Source organism: Cupriavidus cauae, from assembly GCF_008632125.1.
GTDB lineage: Bacteria > Pseudomonadota > Gammaproteobacteria > Burkholderiales > Burkholderiaceae > Cupriavidus > Cupriavidus cauae.
In genome coordinates, this window is the sequence record NZ_VWRN01000036.1 from 1 (window position 1) to 16,154 (window position 16,154).

16 protein-coding genes, 1 tRNA gene and 1 pseudogene are annotated in these 16,154 nt (G+C 68.8%); 12 read left to right on the forward strand and 6 right to left on the reverse strand.

Going from position 1 to position 16,154, the window contains the following annotated elements; genetic code table 11:
* The 12 genes and pseudogenes from F1599_RS26260 to F1599_RS14890 form a co-directional block, all read left to right on the forward strand.
* Positions 1-710: pseudogene (locus F1599_RS26260) on the forward strand (hypothetical protein); the annotation flags it as partial.
* Between the two features lie 10 nt (positions 711-720).
* Positions 721-1,545, forward strand: a complete 825-nt coding sequence (gene truA / locus F1599_RS14840; RefSeq protein ID WP_150083588.1) for a tRNA pseudouridine(38-40) synthase TruA — start codon at positions 721-723, stop codon at positions 1,543-1,545.
* Complete coding sequence (locus tag F1599_RS14845; protein WP_149317000.1) at positions 1,529-2,302, forward strand: phosphoribosylanthranilate isomerase; 774 nt, start codon at positions 1,529-1,531, stop codon at positions 2,300-2,302. Before truA ends, F1599_RS14845 begins: the two co-directional genes overlap by 17 nt.
* Positions 2,303-2,416: 114 nt before the next feature.
* Entirely contained in the window at positions 2,417-3,610 is a 1,194-nt protein-coding gene (gene trpB / locus F1599_RS14850) for a tryptophan synthase subunit beta (protein WP_150083589.1), read from the forward strand.
* Entirely contained in the window at positions 3,610-4,641 is a 1,032-nt protein-coding gene (locus F1599_RS14855) for a DNA-methyltransferase (protein ID WP_150083590.1), read from the forward strand. Before trpB ends, F1599_RS14855 begins: the two co-directional genes overlap by 1 nt.
* Before the next feature lie 2 nt (positions 4,642-4,643).
* A complete protein-coding gene (gene trpA, locus F1599_RS14860) occupies positions 4,644-5,447 on the forward strand; it encodes a tryptophan synthase subunit alpha (RefSeq protein WP_149317003.1) in 804 nt (267 codons plus the stop codon).
* Positions 5,448-5,668: 221 nt separating this feature from the next.
* Positions 5,669-6,541, forward strand: coding sequence for an acetyl-CoA carboxylase, carboxyltransferase subunit beta (accD, locus tag F1599_RS14865; RefSeq protein ID WP_150083591.1), 873 nt, complete (start codon positions 5,669-5,671; stop codon positions 6,539-6,541).
* A 240-nt stretch (positions 6,542-6,781) separates the two neighbouring features.
* Positions 6,782-8,092: a bifunctional tetrahydrofolate synthase/dihydrofolate synthase gene (gene folC, locus F1599_RS14870; protein WP_150083592.1), complete on the forward strand. Its 1,311-nt coding sequence runs from the start codon at positions 6,782-6,784 to the stop codon at positions 8,090-8,092.
* A gap of 110 nt (positions 8,093-8,202) precedes the next feature.
* Positions 8,203-9,009 carry an SPOR domain-containing protein gene (locus tag F1599_RS14875; RefSeq protein ID WP_149317006.1) on the forward strand — a complete coding sequence of 269 codons (807 nt, stop codon included), beginning with the start codon at positions 8,203-8,205 and terminating at the stop codon, positions 9,007-9,009.
* A gap of 28 nt (positions 9,010-9,037) precedes the next feature.
* Positions 9,038-9,535, forward strand: a complete 498-nt coding sequence (locus F1599_RS14880) for a CvpA family protein (RefSeq protein WP_149317007.1) — start codon at positions 9,038-9,040, stop codon at positions 9,533-9,535.
* Between the two features lie 95 nt (positions 9,536-9,630).
* Positions 9,631-11,157 (forward strand): amidophosphoribosyltransferase, encoded by a 1,527-nt coding sequence (gene purF / locus F1599_RS14885; RefSeq protein WP_149317008.1) that lies wholly within the window; start codon positions 9,631-9,633, stop codon positions 11,155-11,157.
* A gap of 86 nt (positions 11,158-11,243) precedes the next feature.
* Complete coding sequence (locus F1599_RS14890; protein ID WP_149317009.1) at positions 11,244-12,449, forward strand: O-succinylhomoserine sulfhydrylase; 1,206 nt, start codon at positions 11,244-11,246, stop codon at positions 12,447-12,449.
* Positions 12,450-12,474: 25 nt separating this feature from the next.
* Here F1599_RS14890 and F1599_RS25870 read toward each other — a convergent pair whose 3' ends face one another.
* The 6 genes from F1599_RS25870 to F1599_RS14915 all read right to left on the reverse strand — a co-directional run bounded on the left by F1599_RS25870 (position 12,475) and on the right by F1599_RS14915 (position 15,907).
* A complete protein-coding gene (locus tag F1599_RS25870; protein ID WP_187829113.1) occupies positions 12,475-12,627 on the reverse strand; it encodes a hypothetical protein in 153 nt (50 codons plus the stop codon).
* A 31-nt stretch (positions 12,628-12,658) separates the two neighbouring features.
* Positions 12,659-13,528, reverse strand: a complete 870-nt coding sequence (locus F1599_RS14895; protein ID WP_223819659.1) for an ABC transporter permease — start codon at positions 13,526-13,528, stop codon at positions 12,659-12,661.
* Between the two features lie 122 nt (positions 13,529-13,650).
* Positions 13,651-14,562 (reverse strand): nodulation factor ABC transporter ATP-binding protein NodI, encoded by a 912-nt coding sequence (gene nodI, locus F1599_RS14900; protein WP_149317010.1) that lies wholly within the window; start codon positions 14,560-14,562, stop codon positions 13,651-13,653.
* 163 nt (positions 14,563-14,725) lie between these two features.
* Positions 14,726-15,037 carry a VanZ family protein gene (locus tag F1599_RS14905; RefSeq protein WP_223819660.1) on the reverse strand — a complete coding sequence of 104 codons (312 nt, stop codon included), beginning with the start codon at positions 15,035-15,037 and terminating at the stop codon, positions 14,726-14,728.
* A 347-nt stretch (positions 15,038-15,384) separates the two neighbouring features.
* Positions 15,385-15,597, reverse strand: a complete 213-nt coding sequence (rpsU, locus tag F1599_RS14910; RefSeq protein WP_006578041.1) for a 30S ribosomal protein S21 — start codon at positions 15,595-15,597, stop codon at positions 15,385-15,387.
* A gap of 234 nt (positions 15,598-15,831) precedes the next feature.
* Positions 15,832-15,907 (reverse strand) — tRNA-Asn (locus F1599_RS14915).
* Positions 15,908-16,154: the final 247 nt, after the last annotated feature.

The window sequence follows — 16,154 nt, forward strand, 5'->3', positions numbered from 1 at the left end:
CCGCCTCCACCCCCGCCGCCTCCCCGCTGCGCGCCTCGGCCTCCTGGTTCGACACGCTGCTGCAGAGCCCGTGGACCTTGCCGGGCGGCGGCCTGGCGATCGCGCTGCTGGGGGGCTACGCGCTGTATCGCCGCCAGCGCCGGCCGCTGGCTGGAGAGCCGGGCGTGCCCCGCTCGGGCGACGACATCCTCGCCGGTGCGCCGCTCGCGCTGACCGGCCTGAGCCTGCCGCTGGACGCCTTCCCGGCGCCCGCCGGTGACCAGCCCATCGCGGCACCGGCGTCCGCGGCGCAGGCCTTCGCCGGTCCCTCGATCGCGGCCCGCGAGGGCGACGAGGCTGGCGAGGGCATCGAGGCCGACGAGGGCATGGAGGACATCGAGGACATCGAGGACATCGAGGACATCGAGGCAGACGCGGGCAACGAGGGCAACGAGGGCATCCAGGTCAATGACGGCGACGAGGGCGCCGGCGGCGTATCGCGCACCGCCCGCGCCGCCGCCCCCACACCCCGCCCGCTGGCCTTCGACCTCGGCGGGATCTCGCTCGACCTCGATGCCGGCGGGGATGCCGGCCGCCATGCCGCAGATGCCGCCGACGCGGCCGACGCCGACGCCAACGACGCCAACGACCCGGGCGACCGGCCCCGCAAGGGCTCGCCTGATATCATGGCGCCCCCCGACAAGCCCGCCGACACGCCCCCGCGTCCGTAACCTCGCATCCATGACCCGTCTTGCCCTCGGCCTCCACTACGACGGCACCGCCTTCTCCGGCTGGCAGTCCCAGCCGCATCGCAATACCGTGCAGGACGTGCTGGAGGACGCCATCGCCCGCTTCGCCGGCGAGCGGCTTCCGACCACCGTGGCGGGGCGCACCGATGCCGGCGTGCATGCGCTGGGGCAGGTGATCCATCTCGATACCGTGCTGTCGCGCGAACCGTTCTCCTGGGTGCGCGGCGTCAATGCCTTCCTGCCGCCGACGATCGCGCTGCAATGGGCCAAGCCGGTCGACGAGGCGTTTCACGCGCGCTTTGCCGCCTTCGAGCGGACCTATTACTACGCGCTCTATACCGGACCGCACCGCGCGCCGCTGGTGCACGGCCGCGCCGGCTACCTGATGCTGCCGCCGGGCAAGCGGCTCGACGTGGACGCGATGCGCGAGGCCGCCGCCTGCCTGATCGGCGAGCACGATTTCTCGGCCTTCCGCGCCGCCGAATGCCAGGCGAAGTCGCCGGTCAAGACGATGTACGAGATCCGCATCCACGCCGACCGCGACTGGGTGTTCCTGCGTTTTCGCGCCAGCGCCTTCCTGCACCACATGGTCCGCAACCTGATGGGTTGCCTGGTGGCGGTGGGGCGGGGTCGCTATCCGGCCTCGTGGCTGGCCGAGGTGCTGGCCTCGCGCCAGCGCAGCATGGCCGCGCCCACCTTCATGCCGGACGGCCTGTATCTGGCCGGGGTCAGGTATCCTGAGCCCTATGGCATTCCGGCCGCCGATCCGGCCGGCAGCCTGTTTCATGGAGTGTTTGCCGATGCCTTCGCCAACTAGCGCGCCCGGCGCCGCAGCCGCGCCCGCCGCTGCGCCGGCCGAGTTTGTGCCGGTCCGCCCGCGCACCCGCATCAAGATCTGCGGGCTGACGCGCGAGGACGATGTGCGCGCGGCGGTCGACGCCGGCGCCGATGCGATCGGGCTGGTGTTCTATCCCGGCAGTCCCCGCCATGTCGACGTGGCCCGCGCCGCGGCGCTGGCCGAGGCCGCCGGCCCCTTTGTCGCGGTGGTCGGCCTGTTCGTCAATGCCGACGCCGAGGACATCGCCCACGTGGCCGAGCGCGTGCCGCTGTCGCTGCTGCAGTTCCACGGCGACGAGAGCGCGCAGGACTGCGCGCGCGCCGCCCAGCGCTGCCGGCTGCCGTTCCTGCGCGCCGCGCGTGTGCGCCCCGGCCTCGATTTGGTAGAATTCGGCGATCAATATCGTGACGCCGCGGCCATCCTGCTCGATGCCTTCGTCGAAGGCTATGGCGGCGGCGGCCACGCCTTCGACTGGACCCTGATCCCTCCCGGATGGATTGCGCCTAGCCCCAGCACATCACCATGCAACGGCAATCGAACCGCAAGCGCCGCTCCTCGCATCGTTTTGAGTGGTGGGTTGAACGCGCAAAACGTGGCTGGCGCGATTGAGCGCGTGCGCCCCTACGCCGTCGATGTCAGCAGCGGCGTGGAGGCGGCCAAGGGCGTCAAGGATCCCGCCCGCATCGCCGACTTCGTGCGCGCGGTGCGCGCCGCGGATGCCAACCACGCCGCCTGAGCCTGGCGACCGACCGGCGCCGATGACAGACATCGCGCCGGTCCCGCAAGCCACCCTGTTCCCCTGCCGCGGCCGATCCATCGAGGACGGCCGCGCCACCCGGAAGCCCCACTCATGTACAACCTGCCCGATTCCCGCGGCCATTTCGGCCCCTATGGCGGTACCTTCGTCTCCGAGACCCTGACCCATGCGCTGGACGAACTGCGCGAGGCCTATGCCGGCCTGAAGAACGACGCCGCGTTCGACGCCGAATTCCGCCGCGAGCTGAAGCACTTCGTCGGCCGGCCGTCGCCGATCTACCATGCGCAGCGCTGGAGCGAGACGCTCGGCGGCGCGCAGATCTTCTTCAAGCGCGAGGACCTGAACCACACCGGCGCGCACAAGATCAACAACGTGATCGGCCAGGCCCTGCTGGCCAGGAAGATGGGCAAGCCGCGCGTGATCGCCGAGACCGGCGCCGGCCAGCACGGCGTGGCTACCGCCACCATCGCCGCGCGCTTCGGCATGGAGTGCGTGGTCTATATGGGCGCCGAGGACATCAAGCGCCAGGCCGCCAACGTCTACCGGATGAAGCTGCTCGGCGCCACCGTGGTGCCGGTCGAGAGCGGTTCGAGGACGCTGAAGGACGCGCTGAACGAGGCGATGCGCGACTGGGTCACCAACGTCGAGAACACCTTCTACATCATCGGCACCGTCGCCGGCCCGCACCCGTATCCCGCAATGGTGCGCGATTTCCAGTGCGTGATCGGCGAGGAGGCCAAGGTGCAGATGCCCGAGCTGACCGGCCGGCAGCCCGATGCGGTGATCGCCTGCATCGGCGGCGGCTCCAACGCGATGGGCATCTTCTATCCGTATATCGACCACCAGGACGTCAGGCTGATCGGCGTCGAGGCGGCCGGCGACGGCATCGACACCGGCCGGCACGCTGCGTCGCTCAGCGCCGGTTCCCCCGGCGTGCTGCACGGCAACCGCACCTATCTGCTGCAGGATCCGAACGGCCAGATCATCGAGACGCATTCGGTGTCGGCGGGGCTGGACTATCCGGGCGTCGGTCCCGAGCACGCGTGGCTCAAGGACAGCGGCCGCGCCGAGTACGTCTGCATCACCGACGACGAGGCACTGCGCGCCTTCCACGATTGCTGCCGGATCGAGGGCATCATCCCGGCGCTCGAATCGAGCCATGCGATCGCCTACGCGTGCAAGCTGGCGCCGACGCTGCCCAAGGACAAGCTGCTGCTGGTCAATCTGTCCGGGCGCGGCGACAAGGACATGCACACGGTCGCCGAACGTGCGGGGTTGACGCTCTGATGCGCACGCTTCCCGAAGCCGCACCGGGCGCCGCCGCCGCGGATACCACGACGCCGACGGTCGGCGGCGGCGACGCGATCGCGCTGACCGCCGCGCCGGCGCTGCCGGCCCTGCTGTACCAGGAGGACGTGCTCGACGGCGTGCGCCGGCTGGCCGACGGTTCGATCGATCTCGTGGTCGCCGACCCGCCCTACGGGCTCGGCAAGGACTACGGCAACGATTCGGACCGGCTGTCGGGCCAGGCCTATCTGGAATGGTCCGAGCGCTGGATCGACGCGGTGGTGCCCAAACTGTCGCCGCGCGGCTCGCTGTACCTGTTCTGCACCTGGCAGTACTCGCCCGAGCTGTTCGTGATGCTCAAGCGCCGGCTGACGATGGTCAACGAGATCATCTGGGACCGGCGCGTGCCCAGCATGGGCGGCACCACGCGCAAGTATTCGTCGGTGCACGACAACATCGGCTTCTTCGCCAAGGCGCGCGACTACTACTTCGACCTGGACTCGGTGCGCGTGCCGTACGACGCCGAGACCAAGAAGGCGCGCAGCCGGCCGCGCTTCGAGGGCAAGAAGTGGCTGGAGGTCGGCTACAACCCGAAGGACCTGTGGAGCGTGCCGCGCATCCATCGGCAGGACCCGGAGCGCGCCGACCATCCGACCCAGAAGCCGCTGCAGATCGTCGAGCGGATGGTGCTGTCCAGCTGTCCGCCCGGCGGGCTGGTGCTCGATCCGTTCACCGGCAGCGGCACCACCGCGGTGGCCTGCGCCCGGCATGGGCGCCGCTTCGTCGGCTTCGAGATCAATCCCGACTATGTCGATGTCGCGCGGGCGCGCGTCGCCTCGGTGATGCCGCTGGCGCGGCCCGATGCCGCCGCGGCGGCGGAGGCGGCCGAAGCTGCCGCGGAAGCCGCCTCCCAAGCCGCCGCCAATGCCTCCGTCGCCGCGATCGCCGCCTCGGCTCCGTCTACCCCGTCTACCCCGGCAGCCGCCAACGACGCCGGTCCGGCGGACGCGCTGCCCCACCTCGCATCCTGACCATGTCCCGCATCCAATCGACTTTCGCGGCGCTGTCCGCACAAGGCAGGAAGGGCCTGATTCCCTTCATCACCGCCGGCGATCCCGAGCCCGGCCTGACGGTCGCGCTGATGCATGCGCTGGTCGAGGGCGGCGCCGATGTGATCGAGCTGGGCGTGCCGTTCTCCGACCCGATGGCCGACGGCCCGGTGATCCAGCGCGCGTCCGAGCGGGCGCTGGCCAACGGCGTCAGCCTGACCCAGGTGCTGGGCTGGGTCCGCGAATTCCGCCAGCGCGACGCCGGCACGCCCGTGGTGCTGATGGGCTATGCCAACCCGATCGAGCGGATGGGCGAGCGCGCGTTCGCGCAGGCCGCTCGTGAGGCCGGCGTCGACGGCGTGCTGGTGGTCGACTACCCGCCCGAGGAGTGCGAGTCGTTTGCCCAGCTGATGCGCGAGCACGGCATCGATCCGATCTTCCTGCTGGCGCCAACCACCACCGATGCGCGCATCGCGCAGGTCGCCAAGGTGGCCAGCGGCTACCTGTACTACGTGTCGCTCAAGGGCGTGACCGGTTCGGGCGCGCTGGACCTGGACAGCGTCGCCGCGCGCCTGCCGGTGATCAAGCGCCACGCCAACCTGCCGGTCGGCGTCGGCTTCGGCATCCGTGACGCGCAGACCGCGCGGGCGATCGCCAGCGTGGCCGACGCGGTCGTGATCGGCAGCCGGCTGGTGCAACTGCTGGAGGAAGCGCCGCGGGAACAGGCGGTACAATCGCTGCGTTCGTTCATCGCGGAGATCCGCACGGCGCTGGACGCCAAGGCGTGATGTATTAGCCTCATATCGGCGGCCATCGGCGGGCTCTGGCGACATTTCCCCGTCGACGGCCGCCGATTCCTGCCTTCCGCGGCACAGAATCTCGGCCCTTGTGCGGCGCCCGTGGTACATTCGCCGCCTTGGCCGATGGCCGGGCCTGCCACCTGCGCGCGCGTGCGCCATATCACTTCGCGATGCGCCAGGCCGCGGCCTTATCCGAAAGGAGCGTTTTGATGAGCTGGTTGGATAAACTCCTGCCCCCCAAGATTCAACAGACCGACCCCTCGTCCCGCAAGGGCATCCCCGAGGGCCTGTGGGTCAAGTGCCCGTCGTGCGAGTCCGTGCTGTACCGGACCGACGTCGAGGCCAATCTGCATGTCTGCCCCAAGTGCGACTACCATATGCGCATCCGCGCGCGCGAGCGGCTCGATTCGCTGCTCGACGCCGAGGGTCGCTATGAGATCGGCCAGGAAATCGTGCCGGTCGACGCGCTCAAGTTCAAGGACTCGAAGAAGTATCCGGACCGCATCAAGGCGGCGATGGACGAGACCGGCGAGACCGACGCGATGGTGGTGATGGGCGGCGCGATCCATACCATTCCGGTGGTGGTCAGCTGCTTCGAATTCGCCTTCATGGGCGGCTCGATGGGTTCGGTGGTCGGCGAGCGCTTCGCGCGCGGCGCGCAGGCCGCGCTCGAGCAGAAGGTGCCGTTCATCTGCATCACCGCCACCGGCGGCGCGCGCATGCAGGAAAGCCTGCTGTCGCTGATGCAGATGGCCAAGACCACCGCGATGCTCAACAAGCTGTCGGCCGCCAAGCTGCCGTTCATCAGCGTGCTGACCGACCCGACCATGGGCGGCGTGTCGGCCAGCTTCGCCTTCCTGGGCGACGTGGTGATCGCCGAGCCGAAGGCGCTGATCGGCTTTGCCGGCCCGCGCGTGATCGAGCAGACCGTGCGCGAGAAGCTGCCCGAAGGCTTCCAGCGTGCCGAGTTCCTGCTGCAGAAGGGCGCCATCGACATGATCGTCGACCGGCGCAAGCTGCGTGCCGAGCTTGCGCAACTGCTGGCGCTGCTGCAGAAGCAGCCGGCCGACGCGGTGGCCTGAACGGACCCCGATCGCCGAAGGATGGTTTGACGACGCGGACCTGGTCCGCGTTTTTCATTGGATAGTATGGTTCGCCGCAGGGTGTTCTCCCTCTCCCCCTCAGGGGAAGAGGGTTGGGGAGAGGGGTGGTGTTGAGCCGCCCTCTCCCCCAACCCCTGTCCCGCAAGCGGGAGAGGGGAGGAAACCGCATGGGACGCCTGGGGTAACCGGGCGCGAACCGCAGTACATCACAGCAGCATCATGCCTATCTTCTCCTCCCTGCCCGAGTGGCTGGCCCACCTCGAAACCGCGCACCCGGTCGGCATCGACATGGGCCTGACACGGATCAGCCGGGTCAAGGAAGCGCTCGGCCTGCGCATCGACGCGCTGGTGTTCACCGTGGGCGGCACCAACGGCAAGGGCTCGACCTGCGCGATGCTCGAGCGGATCCTGCTGGAGGCGGGCTACAAGGTCGGCTGCCATACCTCGCCGCATCTGCTGTCGTTCAACGAGCGCGCGCGCATCAACGGCGAGATGGCGACCGACGCGCAGCTGCTGCCGCATTTCGAGGCGGTCGAGCGCGCCCGCACCAGCTTCGCCGACCCGGTCAGCCTGACCTATTTCGAGTTCACCACGCTGGCGATCGTCCATGCCTTCGCCGCCGCGCAGCTCGACGCGATCATCCTCGAGGTCGGGCTGGGCGGCCGGCTCGACGCGGTCAATGTGTTCGATCCCGACTGCGCCATCGTCACCAGCGTCGATATCGACCATGCCCAGTACCTGGGCGATACCCGCGAGAAGATCGGCTTCGAGAAGGCCGGCATCTTCCGCCCGCATGTGCCGGCGATCTGCGGCGACCCGATGCCGCCGGCCTCGCTGGTCCAGCATGCCGAGACGATCGGCGCCGACCTGTGGCTGGTCGGGCGCGATTTCCAGCACCAGGCCGCCAAGGGGCAGGAGCGCCTGCAGTGGGACTGGAGCGGCCGCGGGCGCAAGCTCAATGGGCTGGGGTATCCGGCGCTGCGCGGCGCCAACCAGCTGCTGAATGCGTCGGCCGCGCTGGCCGCGCTGCAGGCGGTGCGCGACCGGCTGCCGGTCAGCGCGCAGGAGGTGCGCAACGGGCTCGCCTTCGTCGATCTGCCGGGCCGCTTCCAGGTGATGGCGGGGCGTCCGACCGTAATCCTCGATGTCGCCCACAACCCCCATGCCGCCGCCACGCTGGGCCAGAGCCTGGAGAACATGGGCTTCTTCCGCTACACCTACGCGGTGTTCGGCGCGATGGCGGACAAGGACATCGCCGGCGTGCTGCGCCACCTGAGCGACAAGGTCGATCACTGGTGCCTGTGCGACCTGCCGACGCCGCGTGCGGCCAGCGCCCAGGACCTGCTGGAGCACCTGGAGCAGGGCGGCTTCCGGCCGGGCCCGGACGCCACCGCGGCGTGCTTCGCCAGCCCCGAGGCGGCCTATCGGGACGCCATCGAGCGTGCCACCGAGAATGATAGAATCCTGGTCTTCGGATCGTTCTACACCGTGGCCGGCGTGATGGCGTACCGGGCGACCCAGGCCAACTAGCCTGCCGCACCGTTTTCCCGGGACACTTCCGGGGCACTGCCGGGCACGCGCCGCGGTCGAGCGACAAACTCAAGGGGCGGCCGCGCCTGCCGCCCGCACCGAACCAATCTATGGGCCTGCTTTCGCTGTTTTCCTTCCGCAAGGGCAAAGACGCGGCACCGGAGCGCGCACGGCGCGCCCGCAGCGCCGACGCCGGAGCAGCCGGCGCGCGTGCCGGCAGCCGCGACATGCGCCGGGGTGGCGACCGCGGTGGCGACGACTATGCGGACGACATGCTGGACCCGGAATTCCCCCAGAAGCAACGCGCGCGGCGTCGCCTGATCGGCGCGCTGGTGATGACGGTGGCCGCGGTGATCGTGCTGCCGATCGTCTTCGAGACCGAGCCGCGTCCCGCCGCCGACCAGATCGCGGTGCGCCTGAGCGGTGGCCAGGGCGAGGCGCAGGCCAGGCCGGAACCGCGCAAGGCCGCGCCGCTGGCGCCGCAGCAGCAATCGCGCCTCGATGCGCAGGCGCTCGATGCCGGCGAGGAACTGGTCAGCGCACCGGCGGCCCGCGCGGCCGACAAGGCGCCGGAAAAGCCGGCCGAGCGTACCGAAGCGGCGCGCCAGGCCGAGGCGAAACCCGATCCCAAGGCGGAATCGAAGGCCGAATCGAAAACCGACAAGGCCGAAGCCAAATCGTCCGGCAGCGGCAAATACGTGATCCTCGTCGGCGCCTTCTCGACCGAGGACAAGGCCAGGCAGTGGATGAGCAAGTTGAAGGCGAACAAGGTGCCCGCATATATCGAACGCAAGGCGCTGGCCGACGGCGAACGCATCCTGCTGCGCGCCGGCCCGTTCTCGGACCGTGATGCCGCCGATGCCGCCGAAAAGCGGGTCCGCGCCACCGGCCTGACGGCCCGCGTGGTCGAGCTCTGAGCGGCGGCGGACGGCGGTGCTCGCGGGAATGCAGCTGACGTTCTTCGACTACGCGGTCGTGTTCGTGCTGGTCGCCTCGGGGCTGGTCGGCGCGCTGCGCGGCCTGATGCGCGAACTGCTGTCGCTGGTGGGGTGGATCGCGGCCTTTTTCGTGGCCTACAACTATGTCGGCGTCGCGACGCAATGGATGCCCGAGTCGCTGCCCGGCGGCGCGCTCGCGCGCAGCGCCGCCGGATTCGCGGTATTGTTCTTCGGCACCGTGATTGCCGCGGCGTTGGCCGGCGCGGTGATCGGCCAGTTGCTGGAAACCACCGGCCTGAAGCCGGCGGATCGCGGGCTTGGACTGGTGTTCGGGGTGGCGCGCGGCGCGCTGGTGGTGATGCTGCTGGTCACGTTGGCCGGCTTCACCAAGATGCCCGACGAACCTTTCTGGCGCGACGCGGTGTCGCGCCCCTATGTCATCGCCGCGATGGAGTCGCTGCGGCCCTGGTTGCCGCCGGAAATCGCCAAATACGTCAGAACCTGAGGCCGGGCGCGCGCCCGGCATGAACTTTTCGCGCCTGGTCTGCCGTCGGCAGCGCGCAGGGCGCGCCGAATCAAAGCCTTTCCTGGGAGCTTGGCATGTGCGGTATCGTCGGTGTGGTGTCTGCCACGCCCGTCAATCAGTTGATTTACGACAGCCTGCTGCTGTTGCAGCATCGCGGTCAGGACGCCGCTGGCATCGCGACCGCCAACGGCAGCACCTTCCACATGCACAAGGCCAACGGCCTGGTGCGCGACGTGTTCCGCACGCGCAACATGCGCGGCCTGCCGGGCGCGGCGGGCATCGGCCAGGTGCGCTACCCGACCGCGGGCTCGGCCTCCAGCGAGGAAGAGGCGCAGCCGTTCTACGTCAATGCGCCGTACGGCATCATCCTGGCGCATAACGGCAACCTGACCAACTGGCAGCAGCTGCGCGAGGAGATGTTCCGGCGCGATCGCCGCCACATCAATACGCACTCGGATACCGAGGTGCTGCTGAACGTGCTGGCCGACGAGCTGCAGCGCGCCAGCAACGGCACCTCGCTCGATCCCGAGATCATCTTCGCCGCGGTGGCGGGCATGCACCGCCGCGTGCGAGGCTCGTATGCGATCGCCGCGCAGATCGCCGGCTACGGCATGCTGGCCGTGCGCGATCCGTTCGGCATCCGCCCGCTGTGCCTGGGCAGCATCGAGACGGCGACCGGCAAGGAATGGATGGTCGCGTCGGAATCGGTGGCGCTCGAAGGCATCGGCTACAAGCTCGAGCGCGACGTGGCGCCGGGCGAGGCGATCTTCATCGACCTGGACGGCAAGCTGTACACCAAGCAGTGCGCCGACAATCCGCTGCTCAATTCCTGCATCTTCGAATACGTCTACCTGGCGCGGCCGGATTCGTGCATCGACGGCGTGCCGGTCTACGACGCGCGCCTGCGCATGGGCGATTACCTGGCCGAGAAGATCCGCAGCGAAGTCAGCGCGGGCGATATCGACGTGGTGATGCCGATTCCCGATTCGAGCCGGCCGGCGGCGATGCAGGTCGCCAACAAGCTTGGCCTGAACTATCGCGAGGGCTTCTTCAAGAACCGCTATGTCGGCCGCACCTTCATCATGCCGGGCCAGGCGGTGCGCAAGAAGTCGGTGCGCCAGAAGCTCAACGCGATGGGCGTCGAGTTCAAGGGCAAGAACGTGCTGATCGTCGACGACTCGATCGTGCGCGGCACCACCTCGTTCGAGATCGTGCAGATGGCGCGCGATGCGGGCGCCAACAAGGTGATCTTCGCGTCCGCGGCGCCGCCGGTGAAGTTCCCCAACGTCTACGGCATCGACATGCCGACCCGCAGCGAGCTGGTCGCGCATGGCCGCAGCCATGACGAGATCTGCCGCATGATCGGCGCGGACCAGCTGGTCTATCAGGACGTCGAGGCGATGAAGCAGGCGGTGCGCGACATCAACCCGGCGCTGAAGGACTTCGAGGCCTCGTGCTTCGACGGCAAGTACATCACCGGCGATATCGACGAGGCCTATCTGGACCGCCTCGAGACCGCACGCAGCGAAGCCGACCGCGAAGGCGGCGGCGATACCGAGCGTTCGCAGCTGCATCTGCAGCGCTCGGGCGGCAACGAGTAAGGCCCGCCGGTTTCTCCCTGTCCCAACCCCTCTCCCGCGCGCGGGGGAGGGGAGCCATTCCATCGCTACCCACGATTGCCCCGACCATGAACGACCCGCTCGACCTCGACTCCCTCGGCATTGATACGCTCGGCGTGCGCGCCGGCACGCTGCGCAGCGAGTTCATGGAGCATTCCGAGGCGATGTACCTGACGTCGAGCTTCTGCTTCGGCAGCGCCGCCGAGGCGGCCGAGCGCTTCGCCAACTCGGAAGAGGGCTACACCTACTCGCGCTTCACCAATCCGACCGTCAGCATGTTCCAGCAGCGGCTGGCCGCGCTGGAAGGCGCCGAGGCCTGCATGGCGACCGCCTCGGGCATGAGCGCGATCCTGTCGGTGGTGCTGTCGTCGATGCAGGCCGGCGACCACCTCGTCAGCTCGCGCGCGATCTTCGGCTCGACGATGACGCTGTTCTCGAACATCTTCGCCAAGTTCGGCGTCGAGACCACCTTCGTCGACGGCACCGACCTGGCCGGCTGGCGCGCCGCGGTCAAGCCGAACACCAAGCTGTTCTTCCTCGAGACGCCGTCGAACCCGCTGACGGAGGTGGCCGACATCGCCGCGGTGGCGGATATCGCGCACGACGCCGGTGCGCTGCTGGTGGTCGACAACTGCTTCTGCTCGCCGGCGCTGCAGCAGCCGCTGCGCTTCGGCGCCGACCTCGTGGTGCATTCGGCGACCAAGCATATCGACGGCCAGGGCCGCGTGCTCGGCGGCGCGGTGCTGGGCAAGCACGACTTCATCATGGGCAAGGTGTTCCCCTTCGTGCGGACCGCCGGCCCGACGCTGTCCGCCTTCAACGCCTGGGTGATGCTCAAGGGCATGGAGACGCTGGCGATCCGCATGGAGCGCCATTCGGCCAGCGCGCTGGCGCTGGCCCAGTTCCTCGAATCGCATCCGGCGGTGGCACGGGTCTATCACCCCGCGCTGAAGTCGCATCCGCAGCACGACATCGCGATGCGCCAGCAGAGCGGCGGCGGGGCCATCGTGTCGTTCGAACTGAAGGGCGCGACGCCGGAACAGCAGCGCGCCAACGCCTGGCGCGTGATCGACAGCACGCGCCTGTGCTCGATCACCGGCAACCTGGGCGACACGCGCACCACCGTGACGCATCCGTACACCACCACGCACGCACGCGTCAGCCCCGAGGCCAAGGCCGCGGCCGGCATCGGCGAGGGCCTGATCCGCATGGCGGTGGGGCTGGAGTCGGTCGAGGACCTGAAGGCGGATCTGCTGCGCGGCTTGGGCGACTAAGCTTCACTGACTCGACGCGCTCGACCTACTCGACGCGCTCGACGCGCTCGACCCGCCCGACCCGCTCGATTCGCTCGATTCGCTCGATTCGCTCGATTCGCGCGATCCAATCGATTCGCTTAATTCGCTCGATTCGATCGACGAGGAAAAAGCCGGCCCCAGGGCCGGCTTTTTCCATGGCGTGTCCCCCAGCACGCGGGGCGCCCTCCCTACCGCAGCATCCGCCGGCGCAGCAGCATCAGCGCCACCACCAAGGCCACCGCCGCATAGGCGGCCAGCACGGCCAGATGCAGGCCGACCTGGTCGACCGGGCGATCCAGCATCAGTGGCCGGATCAGCGCCACCGCGTGCGCCAGCGGCAGCGCCTGCGTGGCGGCCTGCACGCCGGGCGGCAGCTGTTCCAGCGGAAAGAACACGCCCGACAGCAGCAGCATCGGCGTCATCACCAGCGTCTGGTAGAACATGAAGAAGTCGTAGCTGGGCGCAAGCGCGGTGACGATCATCGCCAGGCTGGCGAAGGCGATGCCCGCCAGCGCGATCACCGGCAGCGCCAGCAGCGCGTTCGGCATCTGCGCATAGCCCAGCGCGCTGGCCACCAGCATGATCGCCACGCCCGACAGCACGGCCTTGCTGGCCGCCCACAGCACCTCGCCGAGCACCACGTCGCCCAGCGTCAGCGGCGCGTGCATGATGGCCTCCCAGGTGCGCTGCACGTGCATGCGCGAGAAGGCCGAATACATCGACTCGAAGCTGGCCGACATCATCACGCTGGAGGCGGTGGTGCCGGCGGCGAGGAAGGCAATGTACGAGACGCCGTCGACGCGTCCGACCAGCAGGCCGAGCCCCAGTCCCAGGCCGAACAGGTAGATCATCGGATCGGCCAGGTTGCCGATCATCGACGGGATCGCCAGCTTGCGCCAGACGCGGTAGTTGCGATACCAGACCATGGTCCAGTTGCGCAGGTTCAGCGGCCACAGCGGCTGCGGATAGCGCCGCGTGGTGAGGGTCGCGCCGCCGGACGCCGCCGCCGCGGTGGCCAGCTTGCCGTCGTTGCCCGGGTCCGGGTCTCGTTCGCTCATGGTTTCCTCGATGGTTCGGTGCGTGGCGGTGGGCTGCGGATGGGTTGCGGGGTCGTTGAGGGCTCGGTGCGGGTGAGCGTCAAGCTGGCTGCGGCTCGGCTGCGGGCAGGCCGGTCAGGCGTTCAATCCCGCATCTCGCGGCCGGTCAGTTTCAGGAACACATCCTCCAGATTGGCCGGGCGATGCAGGTAGCGGATGCCGCCATTGCCGTGCAGCGCCGCAAGCAGCGGCTCGGGCTCGCGCACGTAGCAGAACAGCGTCTCGCCGCTCTTCTCGGTGCGCTCGGCCAGCGGCGCCAAGCGCTCGCGCAGCGCGTCCAGTTCCTCGCCATAGACCTCGACCACGTCGCAGCCGATCTGCCGGTCGATCAGCTCATGCGGCTTGCCTTCGGCGATCTTGCGGCCACCGTCGATCACGCACAGATAGTTGCACAGCCGCTCGGCCTCCTCCATGAAATGGGTGGTCAGCAGAATGGTCTTGCCGGCGGCCAGCAGCGACTTGAGCCGGTCCCAGATCAGATGGCGCGCCTGCGGGTCCAGCCCGGTGGTCGGCTCGTCCATCACCAGCAGGTCGGGATCGTTGATCAGCGCCCGCGCTACCGTCAGGCGCCGGCGCATGCCGCCGGACAGGTCGCGCACATGCGCGTCGGCGCGGTTTTCCAGGCGGGCGAATTCGAGCAGCATCGGCACGCGCCGTTCGATCTCGGCGGCCGACAGGCCGAAATAGCGGCCGAAGATGCGCAGGTTCTCGACCACGGTGAAGTCCGGGTCGAGATTGTCGAACTGCGGCACCACGCCGACGCGCATGCGGGCCTGCGGCGCGCGGGCGGGAACCGGTTCGCCGCACAGCGTCAGCTCGCCCGAGGCCGGCGTGGTCAGCCCGAGCAGCAGGCGCAGCGTGGTGGTCTTGCCGGCGCCGTTGGGGCCCAGCAGGCCGAAGCACTGGCCGCGCTGCACCTGCAGGCTCAGATCGTCGACGACGACGGTGTTGCCGTATTGCTTGCGCACGTGGCGCAATTCGAGAATGGCAGTCAACGCAGCGTTCCGGTGAAGCGCGCCTGGCGCAATCCCGCCATTATGCCGATCTGCTTGCGATCGGTCCTTGGCGCGCCGCAGCAGGGCGTCGGTCAATCCGGCCGGGGGCCAGGCTCACCAGGCCCGCTATGCCGTTTATGCCGGTTATGCCGGCCAGGCCCCGTCAGGCCGCGCGTCGTGCCCGCAGGCGGCGCATCAGCGCACGCACCAGTCCGTGCAGCAGCCACCCCAGCGCGAGGCCCAGCGCGTCGGCCAATATGTCGATGGCGTCGGCGGAGCGGTAGGGCGTCATCGACTGCAGCCACTCGATCAGTCCGCCATAGACCAGCAAGCCGAGCGGCACGGCCCATGGCCGCGCCGGATAGGCGCTCCATCCGAGCACGCCGAGCGTGGCGAACGCCAGCAGGTGGTTGCTCTTGTCCCAGCCGGTGGTCGGCATCGGCGTCGTCGGCGGCATCAGCGCGAGTGTCAGCACGGCGCACAGGCATAGCCAGAAGGCGAGACGCCACTGCGACGGGCCGATTGTCAGGCTGGGTGACGGACGAGAAGACCGACGTGAAGACGGACGGGAAGATCCGGAAGGCATGCGGAAACGATTCCTGGGGCGAGACAACAGGAACGTACTGTAGCAGCCGGGGCAGGGGGCCGATATCGGCTGTGGGGATGGGTGGCGCAGCGGGTGTCGTCGGCCAGATGGCTGGACGAGAGGGCGCTCCCCGGGGGAGTGCGCGTTCTCCCGGGCGGTGGGAGAACGGGACAGCAACGGGGGTCACGCGGCGGACGATGCGCCGCGCCCGCGGGACTCCCGGCAGTCGAAGACGATCAGTACATCTTCTTCGGCAGCATCTGCATGCGCAGACGCTTGCGCAGGCGCGACTCGGCGGCCTTCTTCTTGCGCTTGCGCTCGGTGGTCGGCTTCTCGTAGGCCGTGCGGCTCTTCAGTTCGACGATCAGGCCATTTTGCAGAATGGCCCGGCGGAATCGCCGCATGGCGACGTCAACCGGTTCGCCCGGCTTCAAAACGATCTTGGTCAAAGCTTGTCCTTCGGGGTGCCGCTGCTGCGGCGGGGTGGAACGGTGAGCCTCGGCAGCCTCGAGCCTGTGCTCGCTGCCGATACCCGCGGAGCTGGGTGTTGGCAAAACCCCGCAAGCATGGCGGGGCAGTGGACCGGAAGGGTGGGCGTGCGAGTCGCGACAGGGTCGGTCACGCAGGATGCCAGCGCACCAGTGAAAAGGCCCGCCATCTCGGATGGCGGGCCTTTTATTCTTTGGCTCCCCGACCTGGGCTCGAACCAGGGACCTGCGGATTAACAGTCCGTCGCTCTACCGACTGAGCTATCGGGGAACAGCTGAGAAAAGGATTATAGCCAGTTTCTCGTTACTTCGTCAACAACGTTTCGACATTTTGTTGTCGTTGCGTCATCCGCAAAACGCCGCGCCGAAGTGTCCGGCCTGCCTGCGCATTCGTTGGGTCGGAAGCCCTGGGGCCGATCCGGTGCCGCGAATGTGCGTTGGCGAGGGGCGCATTATAGACGGCGGGCGAGCGGAATGCCAAGAAGAATTTGCGGGAGGCAATGAAAAACCGCCCGAAG